General features: G+C 70.7%; 11 protein-coding genes. 6 read left to right on the top strand and 5 right to left on the bottom strand.

Annotated features, from left to right (window positions below):
- Positions 1 to 30: 30 nt before the first annotated feature.
- The gene (locus AC07TY_RS04905) at positions 31 to 3,489 is read left to right on the top strand and encodes a TM0106 family RecB-like putative nuclease (protein WP_494784503.1); all 3,459 of its coding nucleotides are present in this window, start codon (positions 31 to 33) and stop codon (positions 3,487 to 3,489) included.
- On the opposite strand, the gene AC07TY_RS04900 is transcribed toward AC07TY_RS04905, so the two are convergent.
- The 4 genes from AC07TY_RS04900 to AC07TY_RS04885 all read right to left on the bottom strand — a co-directional run bounded on the left by AC07TY_RS04900 (position 3,486) and on the right by AC07TY_RS04885 (position 9,169).
- The gene (locus AC07TY_RS04900) at positions 3,486 to 5,456 is read right to left on the bottom strand and encodes an O-antigen ligase family protein (RefSeq protein ID WP_494784502.1); all 1,971 of its coding nucleotides are present in this window, start codon (positions 5,454 to 5,456) and stop codon (positions 3,486 to 3,488) included. The genes AC07TY_RS04905 and AC07TY_RS04900 overlap by 4 nt on opposite strands.
- Positions 5,453 to 7,597: a hypothetical protein gene (locus tag AC07TY_RS04895; protein WP_494784501.1), complete on the bottom strand. Its 2,145-nt coding sequence runs from the start codon at positions 7,595 to 7,597 to the stop codon at positions 5,453 to 5,455. The genes AC07TY_RS04900 and AC07TY_RS04895 overlap by 4 nt, the downstream gene beginning before the upstream one ends.
- 143 nt (positions 7,598 to 7,740) lie before the next feature.
- Positions 7,741 to 8,322: a TetR/AcrR family transcriptional regulator gene (locus AC07TY_RS04890; RefSeq protein ID WP_494784500.1), complete on the bottom strand. Its 582-nt coding sequence runs from the start codon at positions 8,320 to 8,322 to the stop codon at positions 7,741 to 7,743.
- A complete protein-coding gene (locus AC07TY_RS04885) occupies positions 8,315 to 9,169 on the bottom strand; it encodes an alpha/beta fold hydrolase (RefSeq protein ID WP_494784499.1) in 855 nt (284 codons plus the stop codon). Before AC07TY_RS04885 ends, AC07TY_RS04890 begins: the two co-directional genes overlap by 8 nt.
- 141 nt (positions 9,170 to 9,310) lie before the next feature.
- Between AC07TY_RS04885 and AC07TY_RS04880 the strand changes: the two genes are divergently transcribed.
- Complete coding sequence (locus AC07TY_RS04880) at positions 9,311 to 9,832, top strand: AAA family ATPase (RefSeq protein WP_494784498.1); 522 nt, start codon at positions 9,311 to 9,313, stop codon at positions 9,830 to 9,832.
- 4 nt (positions 9,833 to 9,836) lie between these two features.
- Here the strand turns inward: AC07TY_RS04880 and AC07TY_RS04875 are convergent, their stop codons facing one another.
- Positions 9,837 to 10,412 (bottom strand): TetR/AcrR family transcriptional regulator, encoded by a 576-nt coding sequence (locus tag AC07TY_RS04875; RefSeq protein WP_488626015.1) that lies wholly within the window; start codon positions 10,410 to 10,412, stop codon positions 9,837 to 9,839.
- 110 nt (positions 10,413 to 10,522) lie between these two features.
- Here AC07TY_RS04875 and AC07TY_RS04870 point away from each other — a divergent pair, with 110 nt between their 5' ends.
- The 4 genes from AC07TY_RS04870 (at position 10,523) to AC07TY_RS04855 (ending at position 14,267) form a co-directional block, all read left to right on the top strand.
- On the top strand, positions 10,523 to 11,488 hold the full coding sequence (locus tag AC07TY_RS04870; protein WP_494784497.1) for a zinc-binding dehydrogenase: 966 nt from the start codon (positions 10,523 to 10,525) through the stop codon (positions 11,486 to 11,488).
- A 128-nt stretch (positions 11,489 to 11,616) separates the two neighbouring features.
- Entirely contained in the window at positions 11,617 to 12,444 is an 828-nt protein-coding gene (locus AC07TY_RS04865) for an oxidoreductase (RefSeq protein WP_494784496.1), read from the top strand.
- Positions 12,445 to 12,514: 70 nt separating this feature from the next.
- Positions 12,515 to 13,714 (top strand): MFS transporter, encoded by a 1,200-nt coding sequence (locus AC07TY_RS04860; RefSeq protein WP_488626018.1) that lies wholly within the window; start codon positions 12,515 to 12,517, stop codon positions 13,712 to 13,714.
- Positions 13,715 to 13,775: 61 nt separating this feature from the next.
- A complete protein-coding gene (locus tag AC07TY_RS04855; RefSeq protein WP_494784495.1) occupies positions 13,776 to 14,267 on the top strand; it encodes a tetratricopeptide repeat protein in 492 nt (163 codons plus the stop codon).
- The last annotated feature ends 65 nt before the right edge of the window (positions 14,268 to 14,332 follow it).

Below are 14,332 nucleotides of genomic sequence, written 5' to 3'. Positions count from 1 at the left end.
AGCCAGCCAGATCGACTCCGGGGGAGCCACTTGTACGTCGACACAGCCAACGACCGCGTCGTCACCAGTCCGTCCGACCTGAGCACGTGGGCGGCGTGCGAGTGGGCATTTTTGCGGCGACTCGACGCAAAGCTCGGGCGGATCGACAAGGCGGTCGACGTGCCCGACGCCATGCTCGAGCGCACGGCCGCGCTCGGCATCGAGCACGAGGAGCGGTGGCTGGAGACGCTGCGGGGGCAGCTCGGCGCTGACAACATCGCGGAGTTCGCTGACCGGCCGAAGCCGAGCGAGTACGGCGAGGCGGCCGCGGCGGCTCGGGCGGCGATGGAGGCCCGAGTTCCTGCGCTTTATCAAGCCACGTTCTTCGACGGGTGGTTTCTGGGGTTCTCTGACTTCCTGGTGCTGAACGACGCCGGCGAGTACGAGGTCTACGACACGAAGCTCGCTCGCCACGCCAAGATCTCGGCGCTGCTGCAGCTGGCGGGGTACTCCGAGCAGATCGCGGCCCTCGGGATCCCCGTGGGCGACCGCGTGCACCTCGTGCTCGGCAACGGCACGGTGAGCACGCACGCGCTGGCCGACATCCTGCCGGTGTACCGGGTGCAGCTCGCGCGTCTTCGCGAGGTGCTCGCCGACCGGCTCGCCGCCGATGCCGCGCTCGAGTGGGGCGACCCGCGGTTCGCCGCCTGCGGGCGGTGTGCGCAGTGCTCCGTCGAGGTGGAGGCGTCGCGCGACGTCGTGCTCGTGGCGGGCATGCGGCTCGAGCAGCGCGGTCGCCTGAACGCCGCCGGCATCACCACCATCGACCAGCTCGCACGGTCAACCGGGCCGATCGCGGGCATCTCGACGACGGTGCTCGACCGCATGCGGCGCCAGGCCGCCGCCCAGCTCGCGACCACCGGCCCGGTGCCCGAGGTCGAGGTCGTCGCACCGCGGGCGCTCGACGCCATCCCCGCGCCCGACGCCGGCGACATCTTCTTCGACTTCGAGGGCGACCCGCTCTACACCGAAGACAACCGCACCTGGGGGCTCGACTACCTCTTCGGCCTGATCGAGAACGACGAGACCTTCGTCACTTTCTGGGCGCACACGATCGCCGAGGAGCGCACCGCGCTAGAAGACTTTCTCGACTACGTGCGGGAACGCCGCGCGGCGCACCCCGGCATGCACATCTACCACTACGCCTCGTACGAGAAGACGCACCTGCTCTCGATCGCCGCACGCCACGGCGTCGGCGAGGACGAGATCGACGAGCTGCTGCGCCAGAACGTGCTCGTCGACCTGTACCCGATCGTGAAGCAGGCGCTCGTCGTCGGGTCGCACAGCTACTCCATCAAGAAGCTCGAACCCCTCTACATGGACACCACGCGCGCCGGCTACGACGTGGCGAATGCCGTCGACAGCATCGCCGCGTACGCCCACGCCATCGACGTCGTGCGATCGGGCGACGCCGTCGAAGGCCAGAGGCTGCTCGACCAGGTCGGCGACTACAACCGCTACGACTGCATCTCGACGCTCAAGCTGCGCGACTGGCTGCTGGCGCTGCGACCGCCGGTCGAGACGGACGCCGCCCCAGAGCTCGACCTGGCCGAAGCCCCGGTGCCCGTCGAGCCGAACCCCACCTTCGTCTCGCTCATGGCGACGATCGAGGGCATCGACCCCGCCGACCGCACCGCCGACCAGACGGCGATCGCCCTCGCCGCCAGCGCCATCGACTACCACCGCCGCGAGGCCAAGAAGTCGTGGCAGGAGCACTTCAACCGCCTCGAAGCCGACATCGACGACTTCGCCGACGAGAAAGACGTCTTCGTCGTCGAGCGCGCGACGGTCGACGCCGACTGGGCGCCGCCGGTGAAACCCGCGCGCAGCTGGTCGCGCACCCTGCGGCTGACGCTCCGCCCCGCACCCGGCAGCCGCCTGTCTGTCGGAGCCAAGCCTCGCGCCCTTTACGACTTCCCGCCGCCGCCCGGTCTCAAGACGTCGGGCCCGGCATCGCGCGGCTTCACCGGATCAATCGAGATCATCGACATCGTGGGCACGACCGAGACCACCGTCGAGGCGGTCGTGCTCGAGCGCCTGCCCAAAGACGTCGAGCCCTACGACGACCACCCGGTCGCCCTGACGCCCGGCCCGCCGATCGCGACGAAGATCCTGAGCGACGCCATCGGCGAGTGGGGCGCCACGCTGCTCGAGCACCTCCGAGCGGGCGCCGAGCTGCCCGCCGACCCGGTGCTCGACCTGCTGCGCCGCATCCCGCCGCGCGCGACGATCGCCGGCATTCACGACGACGACACGGTCGAGGCGGTCGTGTCGACGCTGCTGTCGTCCGACCACACCTACCTCGCAATCCAAGGCCCACCAGGAACGGGCAAGACCTACGTCGGCTCCCACGTCATCGCGCGCCTCGTCGCCGCCCACGGCTGGCGCATCGGCGTCGTCGCCCAGTCGCACGCCGCCGTCGAGAACGTGCTCGATGCCGTCGTGAAGGCCGGCCGTGCCGTCGGGCTCAGCCCCGACCGCATCGGCAAGACCCCGAAGGACGCCGAGAAGCACGACTCGGAGTGGACTGCGCTCGTCAAGAAGAGCGGGGAGGGCGAGTTCCTGGGCCGAGAAGGCGGTCTCGTCTTCGGCGGGACGGCGTGGACCTTCGCCGGATCGCTGACGGAGCGGCGCTCGTTCGACCTGCTCGTCGTCGAGGAGGCCGGGCAGTTCTCGCTCGCGCCAACCATCGCCGCCGCGGTCTCGGCCGAGCGCCTGCTGCTGCTCGGCGACCCGCAGCAGCTGCCGCAGGTCAGCCAGGGCACGCACCCCGAGCCGGTCGACGAGTCGGCGCTCGGCTGGCTCGCCGACGGGCGCGACGTGCTGCCGGCGGAGTTCGGGTACTTCCTCGCGCAGACCCGCCGCATGGACCCGGCACTGTGCGCGCCGGTCTCGGCCCTCTCGTACGCCGGCGAGCTGCGATCGCGAGCCCCCCAGCGGCTGCTCGAGGGCATCGAGCCCGGCTTGCACGTCGCCGCGGTCGACCACCTCGGCAACACGACGTCCTCGCCCGAGGAGGCGTCACGCGTCGTGGCCATCGCCCTCGACGCCGTCGGGCGCCGCTGGTTCGACGGCCCCGACGACACCGTCGGCCGTCCGCTCGAAGCGCGCGACATCATCGTGGTCGCGCCCTACAACGCGCAGGTGCACCTGCTGCGCGACGCCCTCGACGAAGCCGGCCTGCACGAGACGCAGGCCGGGACCGTCGATATGTTGCAGGGCCGTGAAGGCGTCACCGCGATCGTGTCGCTGGCCGCCTCGTCGAGCGCTGACATCGCGCGGGGTCTGGAGTTCCTGCTGCAGCCGAACCGCTTGAACGTCGCGATCTCGCGGGCGCAGTGGGCGGCGTTCCTGGTGTGCTCGCCGAGGCTCGCGACCGGGCTGCCGCACTCGCTGGGGGAGCTGGGCTTGCTGAGTCGATTCATTCGGCTGACGTCCGGGGACAGCTAGCGACCACCGCCAGAAAGGTCTGCGATCCGTGCCTCGGCCCGCGTCTGGCCCGCCTCGTCGCCCGACTGCTGATACGCGAAGGCCAGCGTCTTCCAGATGTCGACATCGTCGGGTGCGAGCTCGGACGCCCGCACGAGGTCGGTGGTCGCGTCGTCGAGCTTGCCCTGCACGAGAAGCACGCCTCCGAGCCGCTGAGCCACCTCGGAATCGTACGGGTGGTCGTCCGCAAGCCCGCGCAGCGTCGACGCTGCGCCATCGAGATCGCCCGTGTACTGCTCGCCGACGGCGAGGGCCTTACTCGCCAGGAGGTCGCCGGGCGTCGACCGCAGCGCGCGGCGGGCCCAGTTCACGGTGAGAGGAGCGGCTGCGGTGTTCCCTGCGTCGGCGGACGCCGCCAACGACTGGGCGGCGATCGACGCGACATCGGCATCCCACGGCCGGAGGCGCGCGGTGGTCTCGAACGAGGAGTCCGCCCGGGCGATATCACCGGCTGCGGCGGCAGTGACGCCGTTTCCAAGCGGGATGTCGGCGACAGCCGCGACCCCCAGGAAGGCGCACCACGCGACGACGCCGACGGATCGCAACGCGCCGAGTGGGCGCCGTAGCGCCCGCTTCGGCGCGGGCGCCCGCGCCACCAGGGCTCCGAACAGCAACGCCGGCAGGATGACCGTTCCCGGTGCCGTGAAAGTCACCGACCAGCCGACGGCAAGGCCGGACAGAGCGGCGACGGCGGCAGCGAGGACGTCGGCCCGGTCGGGATCGGAGGAGACGGGCGGGCCGTCGGCGGGTGGTCGGGTGGCGGCTGTCCAGTTCCTGCGCGCCGAGACCACACCGAGAACGAGCGCGACGAGACCAACGCACAAGAGGAGGATGCCGCCGGCGGTGAGGAGCTGCAGGATCCAGTTGTGCGGCGAGTCCAAGGTCGTGGCCGAACCCACGTCGCGCTGCCACTGCGCGCCGTGGATGCGGCTGACGGCGTCGAGGAAGCCGCTCGGCCCCCAGCCGAGGACGGGGCGTTGAGCGATGACGGCCAGGGCCTCGCGCCAGATGAGAAGCCGGTCGGCGGCGGACTCGAAGGCCAGTCCGTCGGTCGAGACGAAACGCGCCCGGGTTGCGGGCAGGGCCAGGGTCGTGGCGACGACCACCACGAGCACGGCGGCTGACACGACGATGATGGTGCGGCGCTGACGCGGGCTGCCCGCCCGACGAAGCTCGATCACGAGGTGGACGACGACGGTCACCGCTGCCGCCGCCGCCGCACCGCGCGATGCGGACGCGACGATGGTGAACACCGCCGCAGCCAGGGCTGCGACGAGCACGACCCGGCGGCTCGACGAAGTCGGCGCCGGGAGGACGGCACGTGGCGGCGACACCTTGCCGCGCTTCGCGACTGCACGCCCGGGGCGAGCCAATGGAGCCCAGGCGCGGAGGGTGGGGAGCAGGAGGACGGCCGCGAACACGACGCCCACGAGTCCCTGGTCACTCGCGTTGCCGAGGAGCGCGCCGGGCCGGTCGGCGCTGCTGCCGAGGGGGCGGAAGCCGATCGTCTCGAGCAGCGACACGAACCCCAGGAGGAGGGACGCGGTCGCGACGGCGGAGACCAGCGTCCCCGACCGGGAGGAGGGTGCGGTCGGGCCCAGGATCCGAGCGCCCAGCCAGACCGCGGCGACATACACCGGCAGCATGACGGCTCCTTCGTACCGCGGCCACCGGCCCCAGATCTCGGCCCAGGGTGCTGGTGACAGCACGGCTGCCGTCACGAGCACGACGGCGGCCGCCGCGACCAGCGGAGCGAACCACCGCGGCAGGCGGCCGTCACCGGTTCGCGCGAAGCTTGCCACCGCGCAGGCGGTGGCGAGCACGACCGCCTTGGGGAGGAACCAGCGGTCGAGGGCCCCCGGCAGGAACACGATCGGCGCGAGGCAGGCCACCCACAGCGAGAGGCGCGGGAGCGTGCCCGACGTCACTTCACGGTGACCGATGCGCTGCTCTTGGCGACCTTGCTGTAGCCGGACTTGGCGCCCGAGACGACGACCGTCAGCTTCTTGCCCCGGTCGGTCGACGTGGGCGTGTAGGTCGACTTGGTGGCCTTGGCGATGGACGTCGATCCGCGTTTCCACTGGTAGGTGAGCGTCACCGGTGCGGGCGACCACGTGCCCGCCTTCGTCGTCAGCTTCTTGCCGACGGCCGCTGTTCCGGTGATCTTCGGCACGGGCGTCGCTGTGAGCGCGCGCGGAGGAGTGAACGAGGCCGAGCTCTGCGATGTGGTCGTGTAGCCCGTGATCTTCGCCGTGACCCTGACCGAGACGGCCTTGCCGCCGTCGGCCGCGACGAGCTTGTGGGTCGCCTTCGTGGCACCGCTGATCGTGGCGCCGTCCCGGAGCCACTGGTAGGTCAGCGTCGCGCTCGAGGGTGAGACGATCGTCACGGCCTTCTGGGTGGCCCCGACCGCGTGGGTTCCGCCCGTCGTCACCGAGGAGATCGTGATCGTGCCCGGCGTGACGGCGTCGGTGGCGGCGCTCGTCTGACTGATGCTCGTGTAGCCGGACCGTACGCCCTTCACCGTGACGGTGATGGCCTTCCCTGCGTCGGCGCCGAGGAGCGTGTACGTGCTCTTCGTGGCCCCGGAGATCGCGGTGCCGTTCCGCTTCCACTGGTACGTGTACGACGTGGCGGTGGGCGACCAGGTGCCGGGGACAGCGGTCAGCTTGCTGCGCACGGCGGCCGTACCGGTGATGAGGGGAAGCGGGTGGGTCGCGAACTTGGCCAGGGGGCCTGCGACGGTCAGGACGGCGTTGATCCCCTTCGTGGCCGAGGTGCCCACCACCTGTACTGTCTGCGAATCGGCGATCGTACGCGAGTCGTCGTAGTACTCGTCAGTGAACAGCGCCGCCGTCGAGTAGCTGGTGAAGCCGACCTTGTAGGTGCCGGCCGAGAGACCCGGGATGACGTACTTGCCGTCGCCCTCGTACGACGAGCCGCGCGCCAGCGCCTCCCACTTGCCCTCGGAGTCCTGCGCGTAGGCGGTCGAGGTGAAGGTCGCGCGCTTGCCATCGGCGGTCACCGTCCCGGTGATGCTGCCGCCGAGGGGAAGGGCGATGTCGCGCGTTATCTGGCCGGTCCCGGACACGGCGATCTGCTCTGCGTCGGAGCGGTGGACGACGCCGGTGTTGTTCCCGGCAGAGAACTGCGTCACATGCTTGACATCGTTGTACGAGGCACCGAAGCGGAGCGTATAGGTGCCCGCGGGGACGTTCTCGAGCGAGTAGTACCCGTTCTCGTCGGTGTAGGTGAATGCGCCGAAGGGCGGGTGCGACGGGGAGAATGACGCTTTTTCAGAAGAGGGCGCGTCGACGTCGAGCAGCGAGACTTCTGCCATATCGGCGGCGCCTCCCGGGCTGCCCGTGACGTGGCCGGAGATCGTGGCTCCGGGTGACACCGCGGTCACACCCGTGTCGATTGTCTGGCCGGTGGCCACTTCGAAGGCTGTGGCTGCGGCCAGCGAGGAGGTGCCGCCTACGTAGACCGGCGCGATGTCGTCGCCCGAGATTCGCACTCGGTAGCTTCCGGCCGCGAGTCCAGTGATCGTGAACGCGCCGTTCGACTCGACGGAACCGGGGTAGCCGCTGTAGTCGCCGTCGGCGGTGTACGCCTGGGCGTAGCGGGCAGTGGTGCTGGTCGGAGTCGCATGCCCGGTGAGTCTGGCCCCGGCCGCGATCTTCACGTTGCGCGTGAAGCTCGGGGTCGTGGTCGTCAGGTCGAACGAGGGAGAGTGCGTCTCGAGGACGTGCTTGCCGTCGTCCGTGAAGACTGCCACGTAAAAGCCCGTGCCCGCGACCTTGGGGAGCGCGAACGAGTACTTCCCGGTCTTCGAGACCGAGCCGTAGGCGAAGACGGTTCCCGATTCGCCGTACTCCAGGGTGATGGAGGTGTTCGCCGGAACGGCACCGGTGGTCGCATCGCCGATCACACCGCTCACTGTCCGCGTTGCGGTGGCGGCATCAGCTCGCAACCCCGGAGCGATGGACGCCGAGGCCGCGAGGGCAAGCGCAAGAAGGGCGATGGCGAGGCGAGATCGGCGGCGGCCGAGATGCGCGGGAATGATCATGGGTGTCCTTGTCCGGGCGGGGCGTTCCCCACGACGAGCGTCCGAAGTGACGTTCGCTCATGCTAGAGCAGAAGCGATTGATTCTCAGCAACTGCGCCGAACTCGGTCACGGGCGAGCGAACGAATGACCCCGCCCCGCCCTGCTACTCGGCCGGCGGCGCGGTGGTCGCCGTCAGACCACGGTCGATGAAGTCGACCATCCAGGCGAAGCTCTCGTCGACGTCGGTCGCCATCTGGAAGCCGCCCGCCGTCTCGAGCATCGCGAACCCGTGGAGGCTGCTGCGCAGCATCCGCAGCGCATGGGTCTCGTCGGCCGGGTCGAGACGGTAGCCCCGCAGGACGGCCGCGAACGAGTCGAGGCCGCGTAGCAGCGCGATCGACAGAGGATCGTCGGGGCCGGTGGCGCGGGCTCCCACGGTGGCTTCGTACCGGCCGGGATGGTCTCGGACGAACTCGCGCATCGCGTGGGCCGCCGCAGCGAGGGCATCGCTGCCCGCACGGCCCTGGGTCGCGTCGCGAACCGCGTCGCTCAGCTCCGTGGCCGCCAGAACGGCGACGCGGTGCACCAGCGCCGCCAGGCCGTCAACGTGCTTGTAGAGCGACGGCGCCTTGACGCCGAGGTGCGCGGCGACGACGTTCATGTTCAGCTGCGACAGCCCGATCTCGTCGGCCACGGTGGCCGCCGCTCGGGTCACGACGTCGGCATCCAGGCCCGCTCTAGGCATTGTCGGTCTCCGTGCCGACAGGGAGCGTCGACGTCAGGAACGGCAGGAGCAGGTCGAGCAGCTTCTCAGGCGTCTCCGCGTGCGGGTAGTGGCCGGCGCCGTCGATGACCGCGATCTGGCCGAGGCCGCTGGGGAGGTCGGCCATGATGCGCTCGCCCTCGGCGCGTGGGTCGGCCCAGTCCGGGTCAGCGCCGCCCTCGACGATGAGCACCGGGCAGCGGACGTCGGCGAGAGGAGCGCCGGCGTCGGCGGGGCTCGTCTTCGTCATGGCCCGCAGGACGCCCATCCGCTCGGGGTCGGTGAGCGTCGTCTCGATGCGAGCCCGCTCGATGCTCCAGTCGGCCGGCTTCGTCGGGATGGCGATGTCGAGGTAGCTCATCCAGCCCGTCAGGCTGCCGCTCATCATGACTCTCGCGAGCTGGATCGTTCCTCGGCGGTGGTTCTTGACCCGAAGAAGACCGCCCAGGTCGACCGACTGCGTGCGGGTGAAGGGTGCGAGCTCGACGATCCCCGCGATGAGGTCGGGTGCCGTGGCGGCGGCGATAGTTGCCGCGCCCCCGCTGATCGACTGGCCGACGACGACCGCCGGGCCGCCGAGGTGCCGGACCAGCGCGACGAGGTCACCGGCGATGTCGGTGCGCCCGTACCCGGTCCACCCGGTGCTCGACTCTCCGCACCCGCGGATGTCGACGTTGGCGACCCGGTAGCCGGCCGCGACGAGGGCCGGGACGATGAAGCGGTACGAGTGACGGCTGTCGCCCATGCCGTGGGCGAGCACGACCAGGGGGCCGTGGCCCTGCAGGTCGTAGGCGATGGTCTGGCCATCGATGTCGAGTGTCTCGGTCATGATCTCTCCCAGTCGGCTAAGTGCGTTAGCCAAAAGCTATCACGGTTAGCGTTATCTGTCGAGATGGTGCTCTACCTATCGATCGACGATCACCCCTCCGGCGGACGCGAGGCGAAATCGCACGCGCCTAGAGTCGCCACCATGATCGTCTGGCTCAACGGAACACACGGTGCAGGAAAGACGACGACCGCCCGCCTGCTGCAGCCGCTGGTCGCCGACTCGCGGATCCTCGACGCCGAGAAGGTCGGCGAGGTGCTGATGGACGTCATGCCCGGGCTCCCGGCGACCGACAACTTCCAGCACTGGGCACCCTGGCGGCCGCTCGTCGTCGAGACGGCCCGGCGGGTGCTCGAGTTCGCGGGCGGCACGCTGATCATGCCGATGACCGTGCTGGTCGAGGAGTACTGGCGCGAGATCAGCTCCGGGCTCGCGTCGCACGGCATCCCGGTCCGGCACTTCGTGCTGCATGCCGATCAGGCTGCGCTCAGCGCACGGATCGAGAACGACCACGAGCTCGGCCCCTCCACGTTCCGTCGCGCCTACCTCGAGCCCTACGCGGACGCTGCGCGCACGTGGCTGCACGCCGAGGCCGAGGTCGTCGACACAACCGGCCTCGCGGCCGACATCGTCGCGGCACGAATCGCTCAGGCGGTTCGCCAGTAGCGGCTCAGGCCGACGCCCTCAGCGCATCGATGGCGAGGTCGGCAAAGCGGCGGGCAGCCGCATCGCGCCCTGACGGCGGCAGCGCCGCGAGGCCGCGCCCGGCGAGCAGCACGAGCATCAGGTCGTTCATCACGAAGTCGGCGCGCAGCTCGCCCGACTCCTGAGCGCGCCGCACCAGCGAGGTCAGCAGGCGCAGCAGCTCGCGGCGGTGGGTCGTGAAGTCGGCGGCGTCCGGATACTGGCTCGTGAACGCCTCGACGAACCCGTGGTTGCGCGCGTTCAGCTCCGTGAGCTCCACGATGACCGACTGCAGGCCGCGCCAGGGCGCAGGATCAGCGGCGCCGTCCTCGACGATCGCCCGGCAGGCGCTCAACTCGTCGGCGAACGCGGCGGCCACCAGGTCGGGCTTGGTCGGGAAGCGGCGGTACAGCGTCGCCGGGCCCACCCCGGCTCGCCTCGAGATCTCGCGCATCGGCACTCCCAGGCCCTCCGTCGCGAAGAGCTCGCGCGCCGCGGCAAGCACCCGGTCGCGGTTGCCCTGGGCGTCGCTGCGCAGGAGGTGAGGCAATCGGTCGGTCACGGGTCTCACTTTAGCGAAGTGGACGGGTGCGTCCACTACTTTCGGATTCGGCGCGAGCGACGCGCAATCAGTCGGCGCGGTGGACGCGCAATCAGGAGAAGGAGCAAGCAGTGCGGGCAGTGACGATCGAGGAGTACGGGCCGGCGTCGGGGTTGGTCGTGTCGGAGCGGCCGGATCCTGCGCCCGGATCAGGTGTCATGCTGATCGCGGTGGAGGCCATCGGCGTCGGGGGAGTCGACGCCGTCATCCGGCGGGGGACGCTCGGCAGCGGGTTCGCGGTGGGGATGATCCCGGGCAGCGAGGTCGCCGGGACGGTCGTGCGCGTCGGCGACGGGGTGGACGAGGGCTGGCTGGGCAAGCGGGTGTGGGCGTTTACAGGAATCCAGGGCGGCTACGCCGAGCTGGCGGTGGCTGCCGAGCGGGATGTGACCGAGATTCCTGACGGACTCGCCGCGACCGACGCCGTCGCCCTCGGCAGTGCGGGCCCGGTGGCGCACTTCGCGCTCGCGCACGGCCGGTTCGCCCCGGGGGAGTCGGTGCTCGTGCGCGGTGCGTCGGGGAGCCTGGGGATCATGGCCGTGCAGCTCGCGGCGCGGGGCGGGGCCGGACGGATCGCGGTGACGACGTCGTCTCAGGAGCGCGGCGAACGACTGCTCGCCCTGGGCGCGACCGACGTGCTGGATCGGGATGGCCGCGAGTTCGGCACCGGCGACGGCGACACGACCTTCGACCTCCTGATCGACGTGATCGGCGGCGAGGGCCTGCCCGCGTTCTTCGACCGGCTCGCCCCCAACGGCCGCATCGTGTCGATCGGCATCGTCGGAGGCTACCCGCCGGCCGACTTCGGCATGGGGCTGATGCGGCTGTTCCAGCGGTCGCTGTCGTTCGCGACGTTCAGCCTCGACACGGTCCCGGTGCCCGAGCGGAATGCGGCGCGGGCGCAGCTGTTCGCGTCAGCCGCGCGGGGTGAGATCGCGGCCGTGGTCCACGGGGTGCTGCCGCTCGCCGACGCGGCTGAGGCGCACCGCGGCATGGACGAGGGGGCGGTCTTCGGTCGGTACGTGCTGGTGCCCTGAGCCCGGTTCGTGCGGAATCCACGGGCGCGGCGCGCAAGGGAGGTACCGCCAGCACCACGCACCCCCGCACGATCGGGTGTTGCGTATCCCTAGGGCCGAACGGCCCGGCACCACGCGAAAGGAACCAAATGACCACCTGGCTCATCACCGGATCGTCGACCGGCCTCGGCCGCGCCTTCGCCGAAGAGGCCCTCGCCAAGGGGCACAACGTCGTCGTCACCGCTCGCGACAAGGGCACGGTCGCCGACCTCGAATCGACGTATCCCGACACCGCGCTCGCCGTCGCGCTCGACGTGACCGACGAGAGCAGCGTCGCCGCCGCGGTCGACGCCGGAATCGAGCGATTCGGGCAGATCGACGTGCTGCTGAACAACGCCGGCTACGGCTACCGCGCCGCCGTCGAAGAGGGCGACGACGCCGACGTGGCGAAGCTCTTCGACACGCACATCCACGGCACAGTGCGCACGATCAAGGCCGTCCTGCCGGGCATGCGCGCGCGACGCTCGGGCACCATCGTCAACTTCTCGTCGATCGGGGCGCGCACCACGGGCGCAGGATCCGGCTACTACGGCGCCGCCAAGGCCGCCGTCGAGCAGCTGACCATGGCCCTCCGCACCGAGGTAGCACCGCTCGGCATCACCGCCACGGTGGTCGAGCCGGGCGGCTTCCGCACCGACTTCTCCGGCCGCTCGCTGACGGAGTCGGCCACCCGCATCGCCGACTACGACGAGACCAGCGGCAAGCGCCGCATCGGCGCCGACACGACGCACGGCACCCAGGCGGGCGACCCCGCCAAAGCGGCGTCCGTGCTGGTGGAGGCGGTGGACGGCGGCGGGCTGCCGTTCCTGCTCGTGCTGGGTTCTGACGCGGTGCCGATCGTGCGCAAAGCCCTCGCGGCCCTCGAGTCGGACATCGCCGCGTGGGAGGCGAAGAGCGTCACGACCGACGTCGACTAGCCATCTCGCGTCATGACTGAGATGCTCGCCTCCTGGGCCGCCACCGAGCGGATCGCCGAGAAAAGGACCGATGAACACCACCACCTCTGAGACGCCCACGCAGGCGGGCCCGAGATCCGAGCGACTGCCCTGGTTTCCGCTCTCGCTCCTCGCGGCCATCGGGTTCGTCCTCGTCGCCATGGAGACCATGCCGGCCGGGCTGCTGCCGGAGATATCCCGGGGTCTCGGCACGACTCAGGCCGGCGTGGGGCTGTTCGTGAGCGCGTATGCGATCGGAACGGTGATCGTCACCGTCCCGGCCATCACGCTCACGCGCGGATTCCGGCGGAAGCCGCTGCTGCTGACAGCCGTGGCGCTGCTCGTGCTCGCCAACGCGGTGACCGCGCTCTCGCCGTCTCTCGCCCTGTCGCTGGGGTCGCGCTTCGTCGCCGGCTCCATGTCGGGAGTCATCTGGGGCATGTTCGCCACCTACGCGCGACGGATCAGCCCGCCCCGGTTCGCGGGGCTGTCGCTCGCCATCGTCTCGACGGGTGCCCCGCTGGGGTTCGCCCTCGGTACGCCGCTCGGCTCGGCCATCGGCTCCGTGGCCAGCTGGCGCTGGTCGTTCGGCGGGCTCAGCCTCGTCGGCGCGGTCGTGCTCGTGCTGATCCTGGCGTTCGTGCCCGACGCTCCCGGCCAGTCGGCGGCGGTCCGGCTCCCGCTCGCCCAGGTGATCCGCATCCCGGGGATCGTGATCATCCTGGCCGTCATCGTGGCGTGGATGCTCGCCCACAACACCATCTACACGTACATCTCGCCGTACCTCTCGGCGACCTCCACCGGCCTCGCCGCGGGCCTGGTGCTGCTCGTGTACGGGGTGGCCGCGATCGGCGGCGTGGTGATCACCGGGGCTCTGATCGACCGTCGCCCGCGACCGCTGCTCCACATCAGCGTGGGCGCCTTCATCGTCGCCGCCCTGCTGCTGCTCCTCGCCCACGACTCGGTCGTCGCGGTGCTCGTCGCGGCGGTCCTCTGGGGTCTCTCCTTCGGCGGCGCAGCCACGCAGGTGCAGGCCGCTCTCACGACCGCGGGCGGGGAGAACGCCGACGTGGCCAGCTCGTTCCTGCCGGTGGCGTTCAACATCGCGATCTTTCTCGCCGGCATCGTGGGAGGCGCCCTCCTCACCGTCGGCGACGGCCTCATCCTGGCCGTCGTCATGCTCGTCTTCGGGGTGGCCGCGCTGGTGCTGACCCTCATCGGGCGGCGAACGGCTTTCCCCGCTTCGCTTTGACGGCCCCGCGGCCGCGACCGCTAGCGTGGTCGGGCGGGCGGACGCCTGCAGAGGGAGACCCATGACGCAGGAACTCGCAGACCACCTCGACCGCCTCTTCGCCGCCCGCGACCGCGACGACATGTCCCCGACCATCGCCGCCCTCCGCGCGGTGTACGAGGTGCACCCTCGCGACTCGCGCGTCCTCTACGAGCTCGCCGGCGCCTACGACACGGCGGGGGAGGAGTCGGTAGCGGTCGGGTTCTACGAGCAGGCCCTCGCGGCCGGACTCTCGGGCGACCTGCTGCGCCGGTGCTACCTGCAGTACGGGAGCACGCTCAGGAATCTCGGCCGGGTTGACGAGTCTCTCGCCGTGTTCGCGCGGGCCAAAGACGAGTTTCCTGACTCGGTGTCGCTCGGCGCATTCGAGGCGCTGAGCCTGCACGCGGCCGGCCGGAAGGATGCGGCGCTCGCCGGTGTGCTGCGCCTGCTGGCCGACCCCGTCGGTGCCGGGGAGCTCGAGCGGTACAAGCCGGCGCTGCGCGCGAACGCGGAGTACCTGGAGTCGCTGTAGGGCGTCGCCGCCGCGTCAGCGAAAGAGCGCGCATGTCCTGACTCCGCCCGCTTAGGCTGCGCGCA

Source organism: Frondihabitans sp. GW821-FHT04F02 (assembly GCF_059420045.1).
This window is presented reverse-complemented; position numbering and strand designations above follow the sequence as displayed.

Bases quoted from the DNA above. Each gene is read 5' to 3' on its own strand.
- AC07TY_RS04880 (WP_494784498.1), top strand. From the start codon at position 9,311: ATGATCGTCTGGCTCAACGGAACACACGGTGCAGGAAAGACGACGACC.
- AC07TY_RS04865 (WP_494784496.1), top strand. From the start codon at position 11,617: ATGACCACCTGGCTCATCACCGGATCGTCGACCGGCCTCGGCCGCGCC.
- AC07TY_RS04860 (WP_488626018.1), top strand. From the start codon at position 12,515: ATGAACACCACCACCTCTGAGACGCCCACGCAGGCGGGCCCGAGATCC.
- AC07TY_RS04895 (WP_494784501.1), bottom strand. From the start codon at position 7,597: ATGATCATTCCCGCGCATCTCGGCCGCCGCCGATCTCGCCTCGCCATC.
- AC07TY_RS04855 (WP_494784495.1), top strand. From the start codon at position 13,776: ATGACGCAGGAACTCGCAGACCACCTCGACCGCCTCTTCGCCGCCCGC.
- AC07TY_RS04890 (WP_494784500.1), bottom strand. From the start codon at position 8,322: ATGCCTAGAGCGGGCCTGGATGCCGACGTCGTGACCCGAGCGGCGGCC.
- AC07TY_RS04885 (WP_494784499.1), bottom strand. From the start codon at position 9,169: ATGACCGAGACACTCGACATCGATGGCCAGACCATCGCCTACGACCTG.